Annotated in this window: 16 protein-coding genes and 3 tRNA genes; 9 read left to right on the top strand and 10 right to left on the bottom strand. The window is 71.7% G+C overall.

Annotated elements, in window-relative coordinates:
• Positions 1–11: 11 nt before the first annotated feature.
• The 3 genes from purF to OG361_RS21300 all read right to left on the bottom strand — a co-directional run bounded on the left by purF (position 12) and on the right by OG361_RS21300 (position 3580).
• Positions 12–1538 carry an amidophosphoribosyltransferase gene (gene purF, locus OG361_RS21310; protein WP_384576262.1) on the bottom strand — a complete coding sequence of 509 codons (1527 nt, stop codon included), beginning with the start codon at positions 1536–1538 and terminating at the stop codon, positions 12–14.
• Between the two features lie 365 nt (positions 1539–1903).
• Positions 1904–2713: an META domain-containing protein gene (locus OG361_RS21305; RefSeq protein ID WP_405855812.1), complete on the bottom strand. Its 810-nt coding sequence runs from the start codon at positions 2711–2713 to the stop codon at positions 1904–1906.
• Between the two features lie 78 nt (positions 2714–2791).
• Positions 2792–3580, bottom strand: coding sequence for a sterol carrier family protein (locus OG361_RS21300; protein WP_405855810.1), 789 nt, complete (start codon positions 3578–3580; stop codon positions 2792–2794).
• Here OG361_RS21300 and OG361_RS21295 point away from each other — a divergent pair.
• Entirely contained in the window at positions 3579–4064 is a 486-nt protein-coding gene (locus tag OG361_RS21295; RefSeq protein WP_405862370.1) for a nuclear transport factor 2 family protein, read from the top strand. The two genes, OG361_RS21300 and OG361_RS21295, sit on opposite strands and share 2 nt — an antisense overlap.
• A 139-nt stretch (positions 4065–4203) precedes the next feature.
• Here the strand turns inward: OG361_RS21295 and purL are convergent, their stop codons facing one another.
• Genes purL through purS form a run of 3 tightly spaced genes read right to left on the bottom strand, consistent with a single transcriptional unit; the run spans position 4204 to position 7375 of the window.
• Positions 4204–6453: a phosphoribosylformylglycinamidine synthase subunit PurL gene (gene purL / locus OG361_RS21290; RefSeq protein WP_405855808.1), complete on the bottom strand. Its 2250-nt coding sequence runs from the start codon at positions 6451–6453 to the stop codon at positions 4204–4206.
• The gene (purQ, locus tag OG361_RS21285) at positions 6453–7133 is read right to left on the bottom strand and encodes a phosphoribosylformylglycinamidine synthase subunit PurQ (RefSeq protein ID WP_405855806.1); all 681 of its coding nucleotides are present in this window, start codon (positions 7131–7133) and stop codon (positions 6453–6455) included. Before purQ ends, purL begins: the two co-directional genes overlap by 1 nt.
• Positions 7130–7375: a phosphoribosylformylglycinamidine synthase subunit PurS gene (gene purS, locus OG361_RS21280; RefSeq protein ID WP_015035032.1), complete on the bottom strand. Its 246-nt coding sequence runs from the start codon at positions 7373–7375 to the stop codon at positions 7130–7132. The genes purQ and purS overlap by 4 nt, the downstream gene beginning before the upstream one ends.
• A gap of 366 nt (positions 7376–7741) precedes the next feature.
• Here purS and OG361_RS21275 point away from each other — a divergent pair, with 366 nt between their 5' ends.
• The 8 genes from OG361_RS21275 to OG361_RS21240 all read left to right on the top strand — a co-directional run bounded on the left by OG361_RS21275 (position 7742) and on the right by OG361_RS21240 (position 12401).
• Positions 7742–8131 carry an Lsr2 family protein gene (locus tag OG361_RS21275; protein WP_405855803.1) on the top strand — a complete coding sequence of 130 codons (390 nt, stop codon included), beginning with the start codon at positions 7742–7744 and terminating at the stop codon, positions 8129–8131.
• Positions 8132–8217: 86 nt separating this feature from the next.
• Positions 8218–8289 (top strand) — tRNA-Gly (locus tag OG361_RS21270).
• A 79-nt stretch (positions 8290–8368) separates the two neighbouring features.
• Positions 8369–8441 (top strand) — tRNA-Gly (locus tag OG361_RS21265).
• Positions 8442–8621: 180 nt separating this feature from the next.
• Positions 8622–9572, top strand: a complete 951-nt coding sequence (locus OG361_RS21260) for an ABC transporter ATP-binding protein (protein WP_405855801.1) — start codon at positions 8622–8624, stop codon at positions 9570–9572.
• Positions 9569–10333: an ABC transporter permease gene (locus tag OG361_RS21255; protein ID WP_405855799.1), complete on the top strand. Its 765-nt coding sequence runs from the start codon at positions 9569–9571 to the stop codon at positions 10331–10333. The genes OG361_RS21260 and OG361_RS21255 overlap by 4 nt, the downstream gene beginning before the upstream one ends.
• Positions 10334–10360: 27 nt before the next feature.
• Complete coding sequence (locus OG361_RS21250) at positions 10361–11686, top strand: sensor histidine kinase (RefSeq protein WP_405855797.1); 1326 nt, start codon at positions 10361–10363, stop codon at positions 11684–11686.
• Positions 11683–12303, top strand: coding sequence for a response regulator (locus tag OG361_RS21245; protein ID WP_405855795.1), 621 nt, complete (start codon positions 11683–11685; stop codon positions 12301–12303). Before OG361_RS21250 ends, OG361_RS21245 begins: the two co-directional genes overlap by 4 nt.
• A 22-nt stretch (positions 12304–12325) precedes the next feature.
• Positions 12326–12401, top strand: a tRNA-Gly gene (locus OG361_RS21240).
• A 45-nt stretch (positions 12402–12446) separates the two neighbouring features.
• Here OG361_RS21240 and OG361_RS21235 read toward each other — a convergent pair.
• The 4 genes from OG361_RS21235 to purD all read right to left on the bottom strand — a co-directional run bounded on the left by OG361_RS21235 (position 12447) and on the right by purD (position 18685).
• The gene (locus tag OG361_RS21235) at positions 12447–13367 is read right to left on the bottom strand and encodes a phosphoribosylaminoimidazolesuccinocarboxamide synthase (RefSeq protein ID WP_384576231.1); all 921 of its coding nucleotides are present in this window, start codon (positions 13365–13367) and stop codon (positions 12447–12449) included.
• A gap of 132 nt (positions 13368–13499) precedes the next feature.
• Entirely contained in the window at positions 13500–14960 is a 1461-nt protein-coding gene (locus tag OG361_RS21230; RefSeq protein ID WP_384571647.1) for a N,N-dimethylformamidase beta subunit family domain-containing protein, read from the bottom strand.
• A 250-nt stretch (positions 14961–15210) separates the two neighbouring features.
• Complete coding sequence (locus OG361_RS21225; protein ID WP_405855792.1) at positions 15211–17175, bottom strand: hypothetical protein; 1965 nt, start codon at positions 17173–17175, stop codon at positions 15211–15213.
• A gap of 259 nt (positions 17176–17434) precedes the next feature.
• Complete coding sequence (gene purD, locus OG361_RS21220) at positions 17435–18685, bottom strand: phosphoribosylamine--glycine ligase (protein WP_405855790.1); 1251 nt, start codon at positions 18683–18685, stop codon at positions 17435–17437.
• Positions 18686–18707 lie beyond the last annotated feature (22 nt).

Raw genomic sequence — 18707 nt, 5'->3', positions numbered from 1 at the left:
GCAGCGGGGTCTTACGGGCGACGCAGGGCGTCGGAAGCCGCGGTGGCGGCCGGGCCGGCGGCCAGCTCGGTCTCCAGGAGCTGCTTGCCGAGGAGCTCGGGGTCCGGGAGCTCCATCGGGTACTCGCCGTCGAAGCAGGCACGGCAGAGGTTCGGCTTCTGGATCGTGGTCGCCTCGATCATCCCCTCCAGGGAGATGTACGAGAGCGAGTCCGCACCGAGCGACTTGCCGATCTCGTCGATCGACATGCCGTTGGCGATCAGCTCCGCGCGAGTGGCGAAGTCGATGCCGAAGAAGCAGGGCCACTTCACCGGCGGCGAGGAGATCCGGATGTGGATCTCGGCCGCGCCGGCCTCGCGGAGCATCCTGACCAGCGCGCGCTGGGTGTTGCCGCGGACGATCGAGTCGTCGACGACCACCAGGCGCTTGCCCTTGATGACTTCCTTGAGCGGGTTCAGCTTCAGCCGGATGCCCAGCTGGCGAATGGTCTGGGAGGGCTGGATGAAGGTGCGCCCGACGTAGGCGTTCTTCACCAGCCCCGCGCCGAAGGGGATCCCCGAGGCCTCGGCGTAGCCGATGGCGGCCGGGGTACCGGACTCCGGAGTCGCTATCACCAGGTCGGCCTCGACCGGCGCCTCCTTCGCGAGGCGGCGGCCCATCTCCACGCGGGAGAGGTACACGTTCCGCCCGGCGATGTCGGTGTCGGGGCGAGCCAGGTACACGTACTCGAAGACACAGCCCTTGGGCTTCGCTTCCGCGAATCGCGAGGTACGGATGCCGTTCTCGTCGATCGCGATCAGCTCGCCCGGCTCGACCTCGCGGACGTAGCTGGCGCCGCAGATGTCGAGGGCGGCGGACTCGGACGCGACCACCCAGCCGCGCTCCAGACGGCCGAGGACCAGCGGGCGGATGCCCTGCGGGTCACGGGCCGCGTAGAGCGTGTGCTCGTCCATGAAGACGAGGGAGAAGGCGCCCCGGACATCGGGGAGGACCTTCGCGGCGGCCTGCTCGATGGTGAGCGGCGTACCGTCCTCGTCGACCTGCGCGGCGAGGAGCGCCGTGAGGAGGTCGGTGTCGTTGGTGGCCGCCACGCGAGTGGTACGGCCTTCCTTCTTGGGCAGGTCGGCGACCATCTCGGCGAGCTGCGCCGTGTTCACCAGGTTGCCGTTGTGGCCGAGCGCGATCGAGCCGTGGGCGGTTGCCCGGAACGTCGGCTGCGCGTTCTCCCACACGGAGGCACCGGTGGTCGAGTAGCGGGCGTGACCGACCGCGATATGACCTTGGAGGGATCCGAGAGAGGTCTCGTCGAAGACCTGGGACACGAGGCCCATGTCCTTGAAGACGAGGATCTGGGAGCCGTTGCTTACCGCGATACCCGCGGATTCCTGGCCCCGATGCTGGAGGGCGTAGAGCCCGAAGTACGTGAGCTTTGCGACCTCTTCACCCGGAGCCCAGACACCGAAGACGCCACAAGCGTCCTGGGGGCCTTTCTCTCCGGGGAGCAAGTCGTGATTGAGTCGACCGTCACCACGTGGCACGTTTCCGAGTGTAGACGGGCTCGACCACTGGTCCGAATTGAAGAAAAGCGGGACCCCTGCCACTCGTGCGATCGCACGAAATGATCATCTCTGGCTTGGAGAGGCCTACAAGGCAGACGGGGGAAGGGATTCCGGCCACGGGACCCCGGCGAGCGGACGCTCGTACCAGGCCCGGACGAGCTCCGCGATGTGACGGAGTGCACCTCTTTTCCAGGCTCGGTTCACCTCCGGGGCGCTCCAGCCGGGCTCGCGGGGCCGACCGTGCTCGCCTCCCTCGTTCCTCGGGAGGCTCCGCGCGCTCGTCCCCGCTCCCCCGGCGCGCCCCTTCGGCTCACTCGCCGGGCCCGGGGGTGAAGGCTCCCGCGCTACCGCTCCGCCGTCGCGGTGAGGCCCTCGCCCGAGGGGTCGGTGAGGGTGAGGGTGCGGTGGTCGAGGCGGTAGGTGAGCGGGCCGTCGAGGAGCTCGTAGAGCTTCGTCTCCAGCTCCATCTGCGGGCTCGTGCACATCATGCGGGTGGTCGCCGCCGGGCCTTCGACCGTAAGGGTGGTTCCTTCGGTCCTGGCGGTGGCGGCGAAGTTGTTGCAGCCGAGGTTCCCCGTGACCTTGCCGTCCTCGCCGAGGACGAAGCGCGCCTTGCCCCCGCTGCCGGCGGGCAGCGAGGCGGCCGTCCCGCCGGAGACGAGGGAGTCGACCTTCCAGGTGGTGCCGCGCAGCGGGGCGCCCGGCTCCGAGGTCAGTTCGAGGCCGTTCCGGCCGTCGGTCGAGGCGAGGGTGAACCGCTCCCCCTTGATCGTTCCCTTGAGCGGACCCGAGAAGGCCTTGATCAGCTCCTTCTCGAAGCGCTGCCGGTCGGCGGGACAGCCGATCTCGGTGATCTCCTGCGGGGTGACGGTGAGGGTGTCGCCCTTCACCGCGACGGTGGCGCCGAAGTGGTTGCAGCCGGTGTTCCCCTGGGCGCGGCCGTTCTCCTTGAACTCCACGCGCGCGTCGGTGGGGGCGGTGGACCTGCGCCCGTCGACCGTCACCGCCTTGATCGACCAGTGCGTACCGCTGACGGGCAGGCCGGGGTCGACGGTCCCGGCCGGCGCGGCGCCGGGACCCTGCTCGGTGCCGCAGGCGGTGGCGGTGAGGAGAAGGAGCGGGACCAGGGCGGCGAGGACGCGTGGCTTCGGCATGGAGGTGGGACGGGCGGGCCCGCCGTCCGGTTCCGCGAGGCCTGTGAGAGGCCTTGAGAAGAGGGCTTGAGAAGAGGCCTAGGAGAGGACCGGCAGCAGGGCCTCCAGGTCCGCGCGCTCGCCGCTCGCGCCGACCCGGGCCGCCTCCCGCTCCGCCGCCCACTCCGCGCGCCCGGTCGCGAGCCTGATCCAGGTCAGCGGGTCCGTCTCGACGACGTTGGGCGGAGTGCCCCGGGTGTGCCGGGGGCCCTCCACGCACTGCACGACCGCGAACGGCGGGATCCGCAGCTCGACGGCGCCGCCGGGGGCCTTCGCCGCGAGGGCGTCGGCGAGCAGCCGGGTGCAGGCGGCGAGGGCCTGCCGGTCGTACGGGATGTCGGCGCCGGTCGCCGCGTTCAGGTCGTCGGTGTGGACGACGAGTTCGACGGTCCGGGTCACCAGGAAGTCGGCGAGGGTCATGGCGCCGAAGCGGGTCGGGACCAGCCGGCCGTCGGCGGCGCCCGCGACCCGTTCCTCGTACCCGGCGGCCGTCCGCTCGTACAGTCCCGGCAGGTCGGCCGCGTCGATCGCGCGGGTGTCCTCGTCGATCCGCGCCGAGGCCGTGGCGGTGGCCGACGGCCAGTCGAGGAGGCCGACCTCCTGCTTCGCCGGCTCGGGCTCGTCGAGGTACCGCGCGACGGCCCCGACGGCCATGGTCACGTGGGCCGCCAGCTCCCGCACGGTCCACGGCCCCAGCCGGGTCGGCCCGTCGAGCTGCTCGGGCGTGAGCGCGGCCACCCCGTCCCGTACGTTCCGGAACTGCGCGAGCACGGCTGCCCGGGTCCTGGCGGAGTCGTAACTGCGGGCGCGCTTCTTGGCCGGTGGCATGGGGGCGAGGGTAGCCGGAGACTGGAGGGGGAGGGCTTCCCGCACACAACCCGACGCGTACGAGAGGGGTCGAGCAGCCATGGCCGAACACCCTGACATCGCCTTGGTCCGCCGCGGTTTCGAGGCTTGGACCAGCGGAGACATGGAGACAGTCGGCTCTCTGATGACGGCGGACTGTACGCACCACTCGCCCGGCAGCAGCCAGATATCCGGGCACTTCAAGGGCCGGGACAACATCATCGCCATGTACGGCAAGATGTTCGAACTCACCGGCGGCAAGATGCGGGTGGAACTCGACAGCGTCTCCGTCGACGGCCGCGGGCACGCCGTGGCGGCGAACAAGTTCTACGCCGAGCGGGGAGACCGGGGCATCGAGATGAAGGGTGCGCTGATCTTCACGATCATGGGCGGCAAGATCACCGACATCGACGAGTGCGTCGAGGACATCGAACAGTCCGACGCCTTCTGGGGTCAGGCCGGGTGACCGCACGCGGTGAACCTCTCGCCGTTCGCCGGTAGTGCCGGTTGCCGCGTCACGGCGAGCCAGGGGCCGATCTCGTGCAAGCAGGAAACGGGAAAGCCCCCGCCCGGAAGGGGCGGGGGCTTTCCCGGAGAACGTCGGATCAGGCCAGCAGGGCCGGGATCGTCGCCTCGTGGGCCGTGCGCAGCTCCTCGAGGGAGAGCGCGAACTCGCCCTGGACGTCGACCGCGTCACCGTCGACGACACCGATCCGGGCCGCCGGCAGACCCCGCGCACCGCACATGTCGGTGAAGCGGAGCTCCTCGCTGCGCGGGACGGCGACGACCGCACGGCCGGCCGACTCGCTGAAGAGGAAGGTGAAGGCGTCCAGACCCTCCGGGACGACCAGGCGCGCGCCGTTCCCGCCGCGCAGGCAGGACTCGACGACCGCCTGGACGAGACCGCCGTCGGACAGGTCGTGCGCCGCGTCGATCATGCCGTCGCGGGAGGCCGAGATCAGGATGTCGCCGAGCAGCTTCTCCCGGTCGAGGTCCACGGCCGGCGGCATGCCACCGAGGTGCTGGTGGATCACCTCGGACCAGGCCGAGCCGCCGAACTCCTCACGCGTGTCGCCGAGCAGGTAGAGGAGCTGGCCCTCTTCCGCGAAGGCGATCGGCGTACGGCGGTTGACGTCGTCGATCACACCGAGCACGGCCACGACCGGCGTCGGGTGGATCGCGGTCTCGCCCGTCTGGTTGTACAGCGAGACGTTGCCGCCGGTGACCGGGGTGCCCAGCTGGAGGCAGCCGTCCGCGAGACCACGGGTGGCCTCGGCGAACTGCCACATCACGGCCGGGTCCTCGGGCGAACCGAAGTTCAGGCAGTCCGAGATGGCGAGCGGCTTGGCACCGGAGGCGGCGACGTTGCGGTACGCCTCCGCCAGCGCGAGCTGCGCACCCGTGTACGGGTCGAGCTTCGCGTACCGGCCGTTGCCGTCGGTCGCCATGGCCACGCCGAGGTTGGTCTCCGCGTCGATCCGGACCATGCCCGCGTCCTCGGGCTGCGCCAGGACCGTGTTGCCCTGCACGAACCGGTCGTACTGGTCCGTGATCCAGGACTTCGAGGCCTGGTTCGGGGACGAGACCAGCTTCAGGACCTGGTCCTTCAGCTCGGCGCCGTCCTGCGGCCGGGGCAGCTTGCCGGCGTCGTCGGCCTGGAGCGCGTCCTGCCACTCCGGGCGGGCGTACGGCCGGTGGTAGGTCGGGCCCTCGTGGGCGACGGAGCGCGGCGGCACGTCGACGATCTGCTCGCCGTGCCAGAAGATCTCCAGGCGCTCGCCCTCGGTCACCTCACCGATGACGGTGGCGATGACGTCCCACTTCTCGCAGATCTCCAGGAAGCGGTCGACGTGCTGCGGCTCGACGATCGCGCACATGCGCTCCTGCGACTCGCTCATGAGGATTTCCTCGGGCGAGAGCGTGGCGTCGCGCAGGTGGACCTTCTCGAGGTCGACGTGCATGCCGCCGGAGCCCGCGGAGGCGAGCTCGGACGTGGCGCAGGAGAGCCCGGCGCCGCCGAGGTCCTGGATGCCCGCGACCAGCTTCTCCTTGAAGATCTCCAGGGTGCACTCGATGAGGAGCTTCTCCTGGAAGGGGTCACCGACCTGCACGGCGGGGCGCTTGGTGGGCTTGGTGTCGTCGAAGGTCTCGGACGCGAGGACCGAGACGCCGCCGATGCCGTCGCCACCCGTGCGGGCGCCGTAGAGGATGACCTTGTTGCCCGGGCCGGAGGCCTTGGCGAGGTGGATGTCCTCGTGCTTCATCACGCCGATACAGCCGGCGTTGACGAGGGGGTTGCCCTGGTAGCAGGAGTCGAAGACGACCTCGCCGCCGATGTTCGGCAGGCCGAGGCAGTTGCCGTAGCCGCCGATGCCGGCGACGACACCGGGCAGCACGCGCTTGGTGTCGGGGTGGTCGGCGGCGCCGAAGCGCAGCGGGTCGACGACCGCGACGGGGCGGGCACCCATGGCGAGGATGTCGCGGACGATGCCGCCGACGCCGGTGGCCGCGCCCTGGTAGGGCTCGATGTACGAGGGGTGGTTGTGCGACTCGACCTTGAAGGTGACCGCGTACCCCTGGCCCACGTCGACGACGCCGGCGTTCTCGCCGATGCCGACGAGCATGGCGTCGTTCTCCGGGACCTTCTCGCCGAACTGCTTCAGGTGGACCTTGCTGCTCTTGTAGGAGCAGTGCTCGGACCACATGACGGAGTACATGGCGAGCTCGGCGCCGGTGGGACGGCGGCCCAGGATCTCGCGGATGCGCGCGTACTCGTCCTCCTTGAGGCCGAGCTCCTTCCAGGGCTGCTCGCTGTCCGGCGTCTCGCTCGCGTGCTTGACGGTGTCGAGGCTCATCAGGCGTTGACCAGCTTCTTGAGGATCGAGGTGAAGAAACCGAGGCCGTCCGTCTTGCCGGTGCCGATCAGCGGCTCGACGGCGTGCTCCGGGTGCGGCATGAGGCCGACCACGTTGCCCGCGGCGTTGGTGATGCCCGCGATGTCGCGCAGCGAGCCGTTGGGGTTGACGTCCAGGTAGCGGAAGGCCACCCGCCCCTCGGCCTCGAGCTCGTCGAGCGTGTGCTCGTCGGCGACGTACCGGCCGTCCATGTTCTTGAGCGGGACCTCGATCTCCTGGCCCCGCTCGTAGTCGGAGGTCCAGGCGGTCTCCGCGTTCTCCACCCGCAGCTTCTGGTCGCGGCAGATGAAGTGGAGGTGGTTGTTGCGCAGCATCGCGCCCGGCAGCAGATGGGCCTCGGTGAGGATCTGGAAGCCGTTGCAGATGCCGAGGACGGGCATGCCCGCCTTCGCCTGCTCGATGATCGTCTCCATCACCGGCGAGAAGCGGGAGATGGCTCCGGCCCGCAGGTAGTCGCCGTAGGAGAAGCCACCGGCCAGGACCACGGCGTCGACCTGCTTGAGGTCCTTGTCGCGGTGCCAGAGAGATACGGGCTCGGCGCCCGCGAGGCGGGCTGCGCGCAGCGCGTCCTGGTCGTCGAGCGTTCCGGGGAACGTGACGACGCCGATGCGTGCGGTCACGACTCCACCTTCACGACGAAGTCTTCGATCACGGTGTTTGCAAGGAAGGTTTCGGCCATCTCGTGGATGCGGGCGAGGGCGGCGTCGTCGACCGGCCCCTCCACCTCCAGCTCGAAGCGCTTCCCCTGACGGACGTCGGCGATTCCGGCGAATCCCAGGCGGGGCAGTGCACGCTGCACCGCCTGCCCCTGAGGGTCGAGGATCTCCGGCTTGAGCATGACGTCGACTACGACGCGTGCCACTGGCACTCCCGGTGGTGTGTTGCGTGGGCGGTCCCCTCAGCGTACCTGCCTCCAAATTCTACGCGGGTAGAGATCTGAAGGATCCTCCAAAGACCCGTGAACGGACCACGAACGGGCCGCGAACACCGCAACCACCCCACACGCACACGTGAGGACAAAATTCCAGCGAAATATTGCGGCGCCCAATCCGCCGGGACACGCTGAAACAATTGCCGGGGCTTCACAATGCGGCGCCTATCGCTGTACAAAGGAATGCAGAGGAAAACAGCATTGCCCCGACACAGCCGTAAGTTCGGCATCGTCGCACGTCAGAGGCGTCACAAGCGCCCTCACGACCCCGGCGGCCGCAGGAAAGGACCGATATCCGTGGCTCAGCGTGTGGTGGTCACCCTCTCCGACGACATCGACGGCGGAGTAGCGGCTGAAACGGTGGCGTTCGGTCTCGACGGGAAGATGTACGAGATCGACCTGAATGCTGCCAATGCAAAGAAACTCCGCAAGGCCCTCGCCCCCTACCTCGCCGCCGGCCGCAAGCGGTCGGCCGGAGCCAGGGGCGGAGCGGCGACCGGAGGCGGGGCCTCGATCGGGTCGGGCATCGGGTCGGCCCGGCGCCCCTCGGCCGCGACGTACACCCACACCTCGCTCGCACCCGACCCGGCGGCGGTCCGCGCCTGGGCCCAGTCCAACAAGATGGACGTGCCCGCCCGGGGCCGCATCCCGAAGCGGGTCTACGAGGCCTTCCGCGCCGCGAGCTGAGCCGATTTGCATTCCACCCCCCATGATCCGATAGAGTCTGGAACACGCCGAGGGGCGAGGCCGCAGGGCCGAACCTCACGCAGCGTGCGGGTGTAGTTCAGTAGTAGAACATCCCCCTTCCAGGGGGAAGGCGCAGTGTGCAATTCCTGTCACCCGCTCTGCATCGCATTACCGAGCACTCCGGTGCATCAGGTAGAGTGGTGCTCGCACCGCCCGATGAAAGTCGGTCGGCAGCATGCGGACGTGGCTCAGTTGGTAGAGCATCACCTTGCCAAGGTGAGGGTCGCGAGTTCGAATCTCGTCGTCCGCTCAGGAAGTCGAAGGCCCCGGTTCTCTGGAACCGGGGCCTTCGTCGTGTTCCCGTACACCCGTGTCCGCGCAGGCCCTTGTCCGCGCAGACCCGCCCGGGGCCCGCGCCCATGACATTTGTCAGACGCGGCGATGACAGCGCGCACTGCCGGACCGCCCGGTCCGGCGGAAGCCTGGACACATGACCAACGCGATCGAAGCGGAAGGCCTGCGCCGCGACTACTCCGGCGGCTTCGAGGCCGTGCGCGGCATCTCCTTCACCGTCCCCCGCGGCGAGATCTTCGCCCTGCTCGGCACCAACGGCGCCGGCAAGACCTCCACCGTCGAACTCCTGGAGGGTCTCGCCGCCCCCAGCTCCGGAACCGCCCGCGTCCTCGGCCACGACCCGTACCGCGAACGGTCCGCCGTCCGCCCCCGCATCGGTGTGATGCTCCAGGAGGGCGGCTTCGCCGGCGATCTGACCGTGGCCGAAACCGTACGGATGTGGGCGGGCTGCACCAGCAACGCCCGCCCCGCCGGAGAAGCCCTCGCCGCCACCGGCCTCACCGGCCGCGAACGGGTACGGGTCAAGCAGCTGTCCGGCGGCGAACGGCGCCGGCTCGACCTCGCGCTCGCCCTCCTCGGCCGCCCCGAGGTCCTCTTCCTCGACGAACCGACCACCGGCCTCGACGCCGAGGGCCGCCGCGACACCTGGGAACTCGTCCGGGCCCTCCGCGACGGCGGCACCACCGTGCTGCTCACCACGCACTACCTGGAGGAGGCCGAGACGCTCGCCGACCGGCTCGCGATCATGCACGCCGGCCGGATCGTCCTCTCCGGCACCCCGGCCCAGGTCACCGCCGCCCGGCCCGCCCGCATCCGCTTCACCCTCCCCGCGGGCGTCCCCGCCGGGCGCCTCCCGCTCCACCTGCGGGCCGCCGAGGACTCCGGGCGGGTGGAGATCCGTACCGAATCCCTCCAGGACGACCTCACCGCGCTCCTCGGCTGGGCGCGGGAGAACGACGTACGGCTCGACGGGCTCGACGCCCGGTCCGCCTCCCTCGAAGAGGCCTTCCTGGAGATCGCCTCCCGCACCGACGACACCCCGGACCTGGACACGGACCGGAACGTGGACCTGGAGACCGCCCGATGAACGCGACCGCACGCCGGATGACCTCGCTCGGACGGGCCGAGCTCACCCTCCTCGGGCGGAACAAGAACAATCTCTTCATCGCCCTCCTGATGCCGCTGATGATGATCTTCGCGCTGCGGTCCTCGCTCGGACAGATGGGTGCGGACGAGCTGCCCGGCGGCATGGCGGGAACCACCCTCATCGGCGGGACGGGGCTGGTCCTCGTCCTCGTCGTCTACATGGGCCTCGTCTCCGCCCTCGTGGCCCGGCGCGAGGAACTCGTCCTCAAGCGGCTGCGCACGGGCGAGGCGACCGACCTGGAGATCCTCGGCGGCGCCGCACTCCCCTCCGCCGCCATCGCGCTCATCCAGTGCGCCGTCCTCACCGTCGGCGGCTCCCTCGTCCTCGACGTCCCCGCGCCGCAGCGGCCGGACCTGCTCGTACTCGGCCTGCTCGCCGCGATCATCCTGCTCGCCGGACTGGCCGCCGCGACCACCGCCATCACGCGGAACGTCGAGAGCGCGGGCCTCACCACCCTGCCGTTCTTCCTGATCTCGGCCATCGGCTCGGGGCTGATGGTCCCGCTCGACGTCCTTCCGGACCCGGTCGCGAACATCGCCCGACTGCTGCCGCTCAGCGGAGTCATGGAGTTCGTCCGGGCCGGGTGGCTCGGCGCCGGCGACACCAGGGACCTCATGACCGCCGCGCTCACCACTCTGGCCTGGGGCGTCCTCACCGTGTTTGCTGTCCGCAAGTGGTTCCGCTGGGAACCCCGCAGGTGAATGAGGGACGGAAGGGAGTCCGGGCGCGTGTCCAGGCTGACGGGGTGGTGGAGCCGGCGCGACAGTGCGGCCAAGGTCGAGCTGTACACCCGGTGGAGCTTCCACCTCTTCATGGTGATCGAGATCGCCGCCATCGGCCTGGTACCGGTCTCGAACTCCCGGTACAACCCGCTCGCCACCCCCCTCGGGCTCGCGCTGACGCTGCTGGTCTGCGCGCACGCCGTGCTGAACGCCGTGCTCTCCTCACGCGCCCTGGACTGGGCCCTGGACCGGCGTGACCGGCCGGTCAGGCTCGCGACCGCGATGATCCTCCTGACCGCGAGCGGTTCGCTGACGGTGCTCGCGCTGCGGGCCACGGGCGTGCTGGACGACCCCTCGATCGCCGCCGCCGTCGTCACCGGCCTGGTCACCTTCGCCATGGGCGGCCTCGTGCTCTGCGCGAGCAGGCCCCGGCGCATGCTGTACGTCGTCCCGGCCGCCGGGCTCGCGACCGGCGGCGCCGTCGTGGCGATGGGCCTCCACCCGGGCGAAGGCCTCGGCTACGCGATCGGGATCACCCTGAGTGGTGGTGGCCTCGCCGCCGCCTGCGGCTTCTCCGCCTGGCTGATGAAGATCGTCTGGGAGCTGGAGCGCTCCCGCGACCTGAAGGCCCGGCTCGCGGTCGCCGAGGAAAGGCTCCGCTTCGGCCGCGACCTGCACGACGTCATGGGCCGCAACCTCTCGGTGATCGCCCTCAAGAGCGAGCTCGCCGTGCAGCTCGCCCGGCGCGAACGCCCGGAGGCCGTCGACCAGATGATCGAGGTGCAGCGCATCGCCCGGGAGTCCCAGCGAGAAGTACGGGACGTCGTACGCGGCTACCGCGAGGCGGACCTGCGGGTGGAGCTGGAAGGCGCGCGGGGTGTCCTCGACGCGGCCGGGATCGACTGCGCCGTCGACTCCCCCTTCGGCTCCCCCGGGCTCGTACTGCCCGACGAGGTGCAGTCGGCGCTTGGATGGGTGGTTCGGGAGACCACGACGAACGTACTGAGGCACGGGGACGCGCGGAGCTGCGCGATCGCCGTACGCGAGGAGGAGGGTGCGGTGCTGCTGACCGTGGAGAACGACGGGGTGGGGAGCCCTTCCGGACCCGGCGGCGCGCCCGGGTCGGGGCTGGCCGGGCTTCGGGAGCGGCTCGCGGCCGTCGGCGGGACGCTGGAGGCGGGGCCGGGTGACGGCGGTACGTTCCGGGTGACGGCCCGGGTCCCCGGGTCCCGTACGTCCGCCATGCCCCGTACGTCCCTCGTTTCCCCCGTGTCCCTCGCTTCCCCCGTGTCCCCCGCCTCCCCCGCCTCCCGTACGGAGGCGAACCGGTGACCGTGCCCGTCCGCGTACGCGTCCTGCTCGCCGACGACGAGCATCTGATCCGCGGCGCGCTCGCCGCGCTGCTCGGCCTGGAGGACGACCTCGTCGTCGTCGCCGAGGCCGCGACCGGACCCGAGGCGCTCGCCATGGCCCGGGCCCACCGCCCCGACGTCGCGGTGCTCGATCTGCAGATGCCGGGCGCGGACGGTGTGACGGTCGCCACGCTCCTGCGGGACGAACTGCCCGACTGCCGCACCATGATCGTGACCGGTCACGGCCGGCCGGGGCACCTCAAGCGGGCCCTCTCCGCCGGCGTCCGCGGCTTCGTCCCGAAGACCGTCAGCGCCCAGCGGCTCGCCGAGATCATCCGTACCGTGCACGCCGGAAACCGTTACGTGGACCCGGAGTTGGCGTCCGACGCGATCGCCGCGGGGGACTCCCCGCTGACCGCCCGGGAGGCCGAGGTCCTCGAACTCTCCGCCGACGGGGCGCCGGTCGCGGAGATCGCCCGGCGCGCCTCGCTCTCCCCCGGGACGGTCCGGAACTACCTCTCCTCGGCCGCCGCGAAACTCGGCGCCGAGAACCGTCACACGGCGGTGCGTCTCGCACAGGCGAAAGGTTGGGTATAGTTGGCCCCGCGCTACGGCGCATGCGGACGTGGCTCAGTTGGTAGAGCATCACCTTGCCAAGGTGAGGGTCGCGAGTTCGAATCTCGTCGTCCGCTCCATGAAGAAGCCCCCCGGTCGATCCGACCGGGGGGCTTTCTCGTGCCCTAGAAGCTGTCGGACCAGGTCCTGCCGGTCAGCAGCTCGTACGCCTCCAGGTACTTGGCGCGCGTCGCTTCGACGATCTCCTGCGGGAGCAGCGGCGGCGGCGTCTCGCTCTTGCGGTCCCAGCCCGAGGCCGGGGAGGTCAGCCAGTTCCGGACGAACTGCTTGTCGTACGAGGGCTGGGCGCGGCCCGGCTGCCACTGGTCGGCCGGCCAGAAGCGCGAGGAGTCCGGGGTGAGGACCTCGTCGGCGAGGACGAGACGGTCGCCGTCCGGGGTGCTCTCGAAGCCGAACTCGAACTTCGTGTCGGCCAGGATGATCCCGCGGTCGCGGGCGATGTCACGGGCCCGGCCGTACACGGCGAGAGTCGTCTGGCGCAGCAGCGCCGCCGTCTCGGCGCCGACCTGGCGGGCGACCTCCTCGTACGAGACGTTCTCGTCGTGGTCGCCGACGGCGGCCTTGGTGGCCGGGGTGAAGATCGGGGCGGGCAGCTCGGAGCCGTCGCTGAGCCCCTCGGGGAGCGCGAGGCCGCAGACCGTGCGGGACTCGTCGTACTCGACGAGGCCGGAGCCCGTGAGGTAGCCGCGGGCGACGCACTCGACCGGGACCATGTTCAGCGACTTGCAGACGAGGGTGCGGCCGGCCCAGTCGGCGGGGGCGCCGGCCGGGAGCTCGGTGGAGAGGACGTGGTGCGGGACCAGGTCGGAGAGCCGGTCGAACCACCACAGGGAGAGCTGGGTGAGGACCCGGCCCTTGTCGGGGATCTCGGTCGGCAGGACCCAGTCGTACGCGGACATGCGGTCGCTCGCCACCATGACGAGGTCCCCGTCCTCGTTCCGGTACAGGTCGCGGACCTTGCCCGTGTGGAGATGGGTGAGGCCCGGGACCTGGACAGGCTCGGGCTTTTCTACGAATCCGGACACGGTTCCTCCGCGTAGGTTGATCCAGGAGCGTGTCCGATTCTCTCGCACGGGGACACGGGTTCGACGCCGGGCCCCGCGGCGGCCCTCAGGGTGTCTTGCCTCGGGTGTCTTGCCCTTGGGGGTAAGACGCCCCTAGTCCCTCTTACAGATCCGGTCGAGGAGGTTCGCGGTGGCGCGCTGGACCCTGGCGTCGACATGGCCCGGCCGGTCCAGCGCCGGAGACCAGGCGAAGGTGCCGGAGGCGAAGACCCAGGCCCCGGACGGCGCCCTGTAGAGCGAGGTCTCCTGGTGGCGCACCACCCCGTCGCCGTCCCGGTAGGGCGAGTGGGCGAGCAGGATGCGGCCCTCGTGCTCGGGGAGCGCCGTGCGCGGGAAGTAGCGGTCGGCCTCGCCCGCGACCAGACCCGGGAGCTCGTCGCCGTCGCCGGCTCCGGTGGCCTCCCACAGCCAGTGCTCGGCGTTCCGCACGACCAGCGGGTGCGGTTCGGGCACCCGGCCCGCGTACTGGATGCCGAGGAGGCGCTGCTCGGGCCGGTCGACCTCGCGCCAGAGGGCGGGGCGGCCGGGGCCGCGCCGCTTGCGGCAGGTGAGGAGGCGGTCCGGCACCCCGGACGGGGACGGGCCCAACTCCACCTGCCAGTACATGGTGTTGGCGGAGAGGAAGACGAGGGACGTGCCCTGGTCGCGGGCGAGCTCGGCGGTCCGCCGCATCGGCGCCGACCAGTACTCGTCGTGCCCCGGGAAGACCAGGCCCCGGTAGCGGCTCGGGTCGACCCGGCCCGCGTGCAGGTCGCGGGTCTCCGCGTAGGCCAGGTCGTAGCCGTACCGCTCGGCCCAGCGGATGAAGTCGTAGGCGTGGCCGACGTGCAGGGGCAGCCCCGCGCCCGCGTAGGGGCGGTCGAAGGAGACGGTGACGGCCGCGTCCTCCTCGCCCAGCAGCCGGCCCTCCTCGTCCCATGCGTGGTAGAGGCTGGCGCCGGTGCGGCCGTCCTCCGGGTAGAGGTTGTACGCCTGCCAGGTCACGTCCGGGAGGACGAGGAGGAGGTCCGCCGGGTGACCGTCGCGGACCGTGAAGGGGATGTGGGAGCGGTAGCCGTCGGCGGTGGTGAGGACGGCGACGTACGCGCCGATCGACCAGTACGACGGGACCTGCAGGCGCCAGGACTGCCACCAGTGGTGACAGGAGACCGTGCGGTCGGCGGTGAGCGGGGCGGGCTGGACGATCCCCGAGAGCCGCGGGCTCGTGGTGATCTTCGCGGCGCCGTCGCCGCCGTAGTGGCCGATCCGGTAGACGTCGACCAGGAACTGCTGCGGCGGGTCCACGGTGATGTGGAAGTCGATCGACTCGCCCGGTGCGACGGCCCCGGCAGAGGCGAAGCCCTTGATCTGACGGCGGACGTCGTCGGCCGTGCGCGGGCCGCCGCTGCCGCCGCGGGCCAGGACCTCGTCGGCGTACCAGGGGACCACCTGCCCCGTGTCGTCGAAGTAGTTCTCCGAGCCGCGGAGCCAGGGCAGCGGGCCCTGACCGAAGGGATCGCTCACGGCGTGCGCCAGCGCGCCGGACTCCCACCGTCTGATCTGCTCGGCCCCCATGCTGCGCCCCTCCCTCGACTCCCCCGGTCGGCTGGCTCGGTGCCTCTGGTTCTTGCCTTTGTCAGTGACGGTCTCCAGCACATCACATAACGCACTCACTCCGTCACCGTTCGTCGTGAATTGGCGAGAGTGGAAGCCGGGGCTCCGGGACGGGGCGGTTCCGGGGCCGTTCCGGGGTGGGTTCGGGAGCGGTTCTTGGGCGGGTTCCGCGACGGTTCCTGGGCGGGTTCCGCGACGGTTCCGGGCTCGTTCAGACCAGGCGTACGGGCTTCTCCGGGCGGACCCCGGTGCGGGCGAGCCAGGCGCGCAGGGGCTCCGGGTCGCCGTCCTCGACGAGGGCGAGGACCCCGGGGCCGAGGTCCGCCGCGCGCGCTCCGCCGACGAACAGGACGGGGCCGTCGAGCCAGTCGAGGCCGGGGGTGGCCTCGGCGCTGTCCACGGCCGCGCAGCAGACCATCGCGGTCACGTGGTCGGCGAGCAGGTCGCGGCCGGTACGGGGCGGCTGGAGCGGGAAGAGCGGCAGGGGGCCGTCGGGGCCGCTGACGGCCACGTGCGGGGCGGCCGGGTCCGGGGCGGAGTCGGCCTTCCGGCCCCGGGCGCTCTCGGCAGCGGCGGCGACGCGCCCCTCCCGCTCGGCCTCGTCGCGAGCGACCCGGGCACTGAGCACGGCGGCCAGGGCCTCGGCGGCGGGATTGCCGACGGCGTCCACGTCGTCGGGATCCATGTCGTCGGGATCCAAGTCGTCGGGATCCAAGTCGGCAGGGTCCACGTCACCGGGGTCCAAGTCGACGGGGGCCGCGGGGAGCTCGGTCGCCTCCGGGCCGTTCAGGGACTCCGGGGCATCCGGGGCCCCCGGGGCTTCCCGAGACTCCGGGGACTCCAGGGCCTCCGGCAGGACGGCGTCGGGGGTCGTCGGGGCGGCGGACAGGTGGGCGATCACCCGGGTCAGGGTCGGGCCCCCGGAGGCGGACGAGGAGCCGGTGGCCGACTCGGCCACCCCCAGCCGGTCGAGGACCTCGTGGAGACGGGCCGCGTCCGTGCGCCACTTCCGGTCGACGACCTCCTCCGGGTACTGGCTCCACTCCACCGGGGACCAGTCCGGGCCGGGCTCGGCCGGGCCGCCGTGGAAGAGGCGGGCGGCGAGCAGCGAGGTGGCCTCGTCGACCGCGCCCGGCTCCTCCAGGAGGTCGCAGGCCGGTCGCTCGCCGAGCCGCGAGGAGAAGGCGTCCGCGAGCCGGTCGCGGCGGGAGAGCTCGGTCAGGGCGGAGACCACACCCGCGTCGAGCTTGGCGGGCCAGCGGCCCATGCGCCAGGCGGGCAGCGCGACCCGGGTCAGGAGCCGGTCCCAGCCCGCGTAGGCCAGGCCGACCTGCTCTTGGGCGACGATCCGTACGCCGTAGTCCACGGCCTGGGCGCGCTCCGAGCCGGCGACGGCGACCCCGCGCTCCATCTCGGCGGCGTGTCCGCGGCAGGCACGCAGCAGGACCCGGGCGACCTGCCCGACGCCGTGCGCGCCGAGCCGGCGGAGCGGGTCGAGGCCGGGCGTCTCGGGCACGGCGACGGCGGCGTCGAGACCGCGCACGAAGCGGCGGGCGGCGGCTATGTCCGGGTGCGCGGCCGGTCCCGTGCCCGCGACGACGGGGGCGAGGACCGCGCGCAGTTCGGCGACCCGCATCCACCACAGGAAGGGCGAGCCTATGACGAGGACGGGAGCGCCGCCCTCGTCGGAGTCCGGGCGGGCGCCGCGGGCGCCGTGCACGCCGTGCGCGCCGTGCCTGCGGTGGGCCCGGTGGGTGCGGTCCTCCAGCCAGCTGTCGCAGTCCGGCGTCAGGGCTATCGCGGAGGGAGCGGGGACGTCGAGGCGGTCGGCCAGGTCCCGCACGAGCCGGTACAGATCGGGGGCCGCGGTCTCGGAGAGCTCCACGGTGGGTGTGGCGGCCGGGCGGGCACGGGCGACGACGAGGGCGACGGCCGCGGCGGCGAGGAGGACGAGGACCGCGAGGACGGTCACCACCCAGCGGGCGGTGTCCCAGCCGGACCCGGTGAAGTGGTCGGTGACCCCGCCCGCGTACAGGACGACGGCCACCGCGGCGGGAAGCACCGCCAGACCCAGGGCCCTGCCGCGGACACGGAGAACGGCGAGGGCCCGGGAGCGCGCGGCGCGCGCACCCCACTCCTCGCCGACAACGGCACCAGTACCGGACACGCCGTACATCACCCCCTCCTGCCCTCGTCGGGACTGCCTGTGGCGGTGTTGCTCACTCCCCCACTGTGGCACCCGCCACAGACATCGCAATGCCGGTGGGCCAAGTGCCGGAACGCCTCCGCCGCACCCTAGTTGGGGCGGTGGCGGCCGTCATCCGGATGGCCGAGCCGTCACTCGATGGAATGGCTTTGGGCAAAGGTGATGGCGCTCGTGCGGCCGTACGGTTCACCGCACGGCCGCACGAAGAACGGCGTGTCGCCGCGGGGAATCAGGCCTCGGCGGCCTTCCGCGCGATGTCCGTACGGTGCTGGGAACCGTCGAGGCGGATACGGCCGACCGCCGCGTACGCGCGCTCGCGGGCCTCGGCCAGGTCCGTTCCGGTCGCGGTGACCGAGAGGACGCGGCCGCCCGCGCTCAGGATCGCGTCGCCGTCCCGCTTCGTGCCGGCGTGGAGGACGTACGCGTGCGGGGCGTCCTGCTCCGCGATCTCGTCCAGACCCTCGATGGGGTCGCCGGTCCGCGGGGTGTCCGGGTAGTTGTGCGAGGCGACGACCACGGTGACCGCGGCGTCGTCGCTCCAGCTCAGCGGCGCCTGGTCGTCCAGGGTGCCGTTGGCGGAGTTCAGCAGGACGCCCGCGAGCGGGGTCCGGAGACGGGCCAGGACCACCTGGGTCTCGGGGTCGCCGAAGCGGGCGTTGAACTCGATGACCCGGACACCGCGACCGGTGATCGCCAGACCCGCGTACAGCAGACCGGAGAACGGCGTGCCGCGGCGGCGCAGCTCGTCGACCGTGGGCTGGAGGACGGTGTCCATGACCTCGTCGACCAGCTTGGGGTCGGCCCAGGGCAGCGGCGAGTAGGCGCCCATGCCACCGGTGTTCGGGCCCTCGTCGCCGTCGAGCGCGCGCTTGAAGTCCTGCGCGGGCCGGAGCGGGAGGACGGTGACGCCGTCGGTGATCGCGAAGAGGGAGACCTCGGGGCCGTCGAGGTACTCCTCGATGACGACGCGGTCGCAGGCGAGGGCGTGCGCCCGGGCCTGCTCGACGTCCTCGGTGACCACGACGCCCTTGCCGGCGGCGAGGCCGTCGTCCTTGACGACGTACGGAGCGCCGAAGGCGTCGAGCGCCTCGTCGATCTCCTCGGGGGTGGTGCAGACGTAGCTGCGGGCGGTGGGCACCCCGGCGCCCGCCATGACGTCCTTCGCGAACGCCTTGGAGCCCTCCAGCTGCGCCGCTTCCCGCGACGGGCCGAAGACGGGGATGCCGACCGCGCGGACGGCGTCGGCGACGCCGGCGACCAGCGGGGCCTCCGGGCCGACGACGACCAGTTCGGCGCCGAGCTCGGTGGCGAGGCGCGCGACGGCGTCGCCGTCCAGCTGGTCGACGGGGTGCAGCTCGGCGACCTCCGCGATTCCGGCGTTGCCGGGCGCGCAGTGCAGAGCGGTGACGTCGGGATCGAGGGAGAGAGAGCGGCACAGGGCGTGTTCGCGGGCGCCGCCGCCGATGACGAGGACCTTCACGCCAGCCAGAGTAGCCCGCGGG

The sequence above is a fragment of the Streptomyces sp. NBC_00090 genome, assembly GCF_045160815.1.
Taxonomy (GTDB): Bacteria; Actinomycetota; Actinomycetes; order Streptomycetales; family Streptomycetaceae; genus Streptomyces.
The sequence above is the reverse complement of the archived record's forward strand: the minus strand, read 5'-3'. Positions and strand labels throughout refer to the sequence as shown.

Coding starts and splice junctions, on each gene's coding strand:
- OG361_RS21230 (WP_384571647.1), bottom strand. CDS start 14,960: ATGGGGGCCGAGCAGATCAGACGGTGGGAGTCCGGCGCGCTGGCGCAC.
- OG361_RS21255 (WP_405855799.1), top strand. CDS start 9,569: ATGAACGCGACCGCACGCCGGATGACCTCGCTCGGACGGGCCGAGCTC.
- OG361_RS21305 (WP_405855812.1), bottom strand. CDS start 2,713: ATGCCGAAGCCACGCGTCCTCGCCGCCCTGGTCCCGCTCCTTCTCCTC.
- purL (WP_405855808.1), bottom strand. CDS start 6,453: ATGAGCCTCGACACCGTCAAGCACGCGAGCGAGACGCCGGACAGCGAG.
- OG361_RS21295 (WP_405862370.1), top strand. CDS start 3,579: ATGGGGGCGAGGGTAGCCGGAGACTGGAGGGGGAGGGCTTCCCGCACA.
- OG361_RS21260 (WP_405855801.1), top strand. CDS start 8,622: ATGACCAACGCGATCGAAGCGGAAGGCCTGCGCCGCGACTACTCCGGC.
- OG361_RS21300 (WP_405855810.1), bottom strand. CDS start 3,580: ATGCCACCGGCCAAGAAGCGCGCCCGCAGTTACGACTCCGCCAGGACC.
- OG361_RS21225 (WP_405855792.1), bottom strand. CDS start 17,175: ATGTACGGCGTGTCCGGTACTGGTGCCGTTGTCGGCGAGGAGTGGGGT.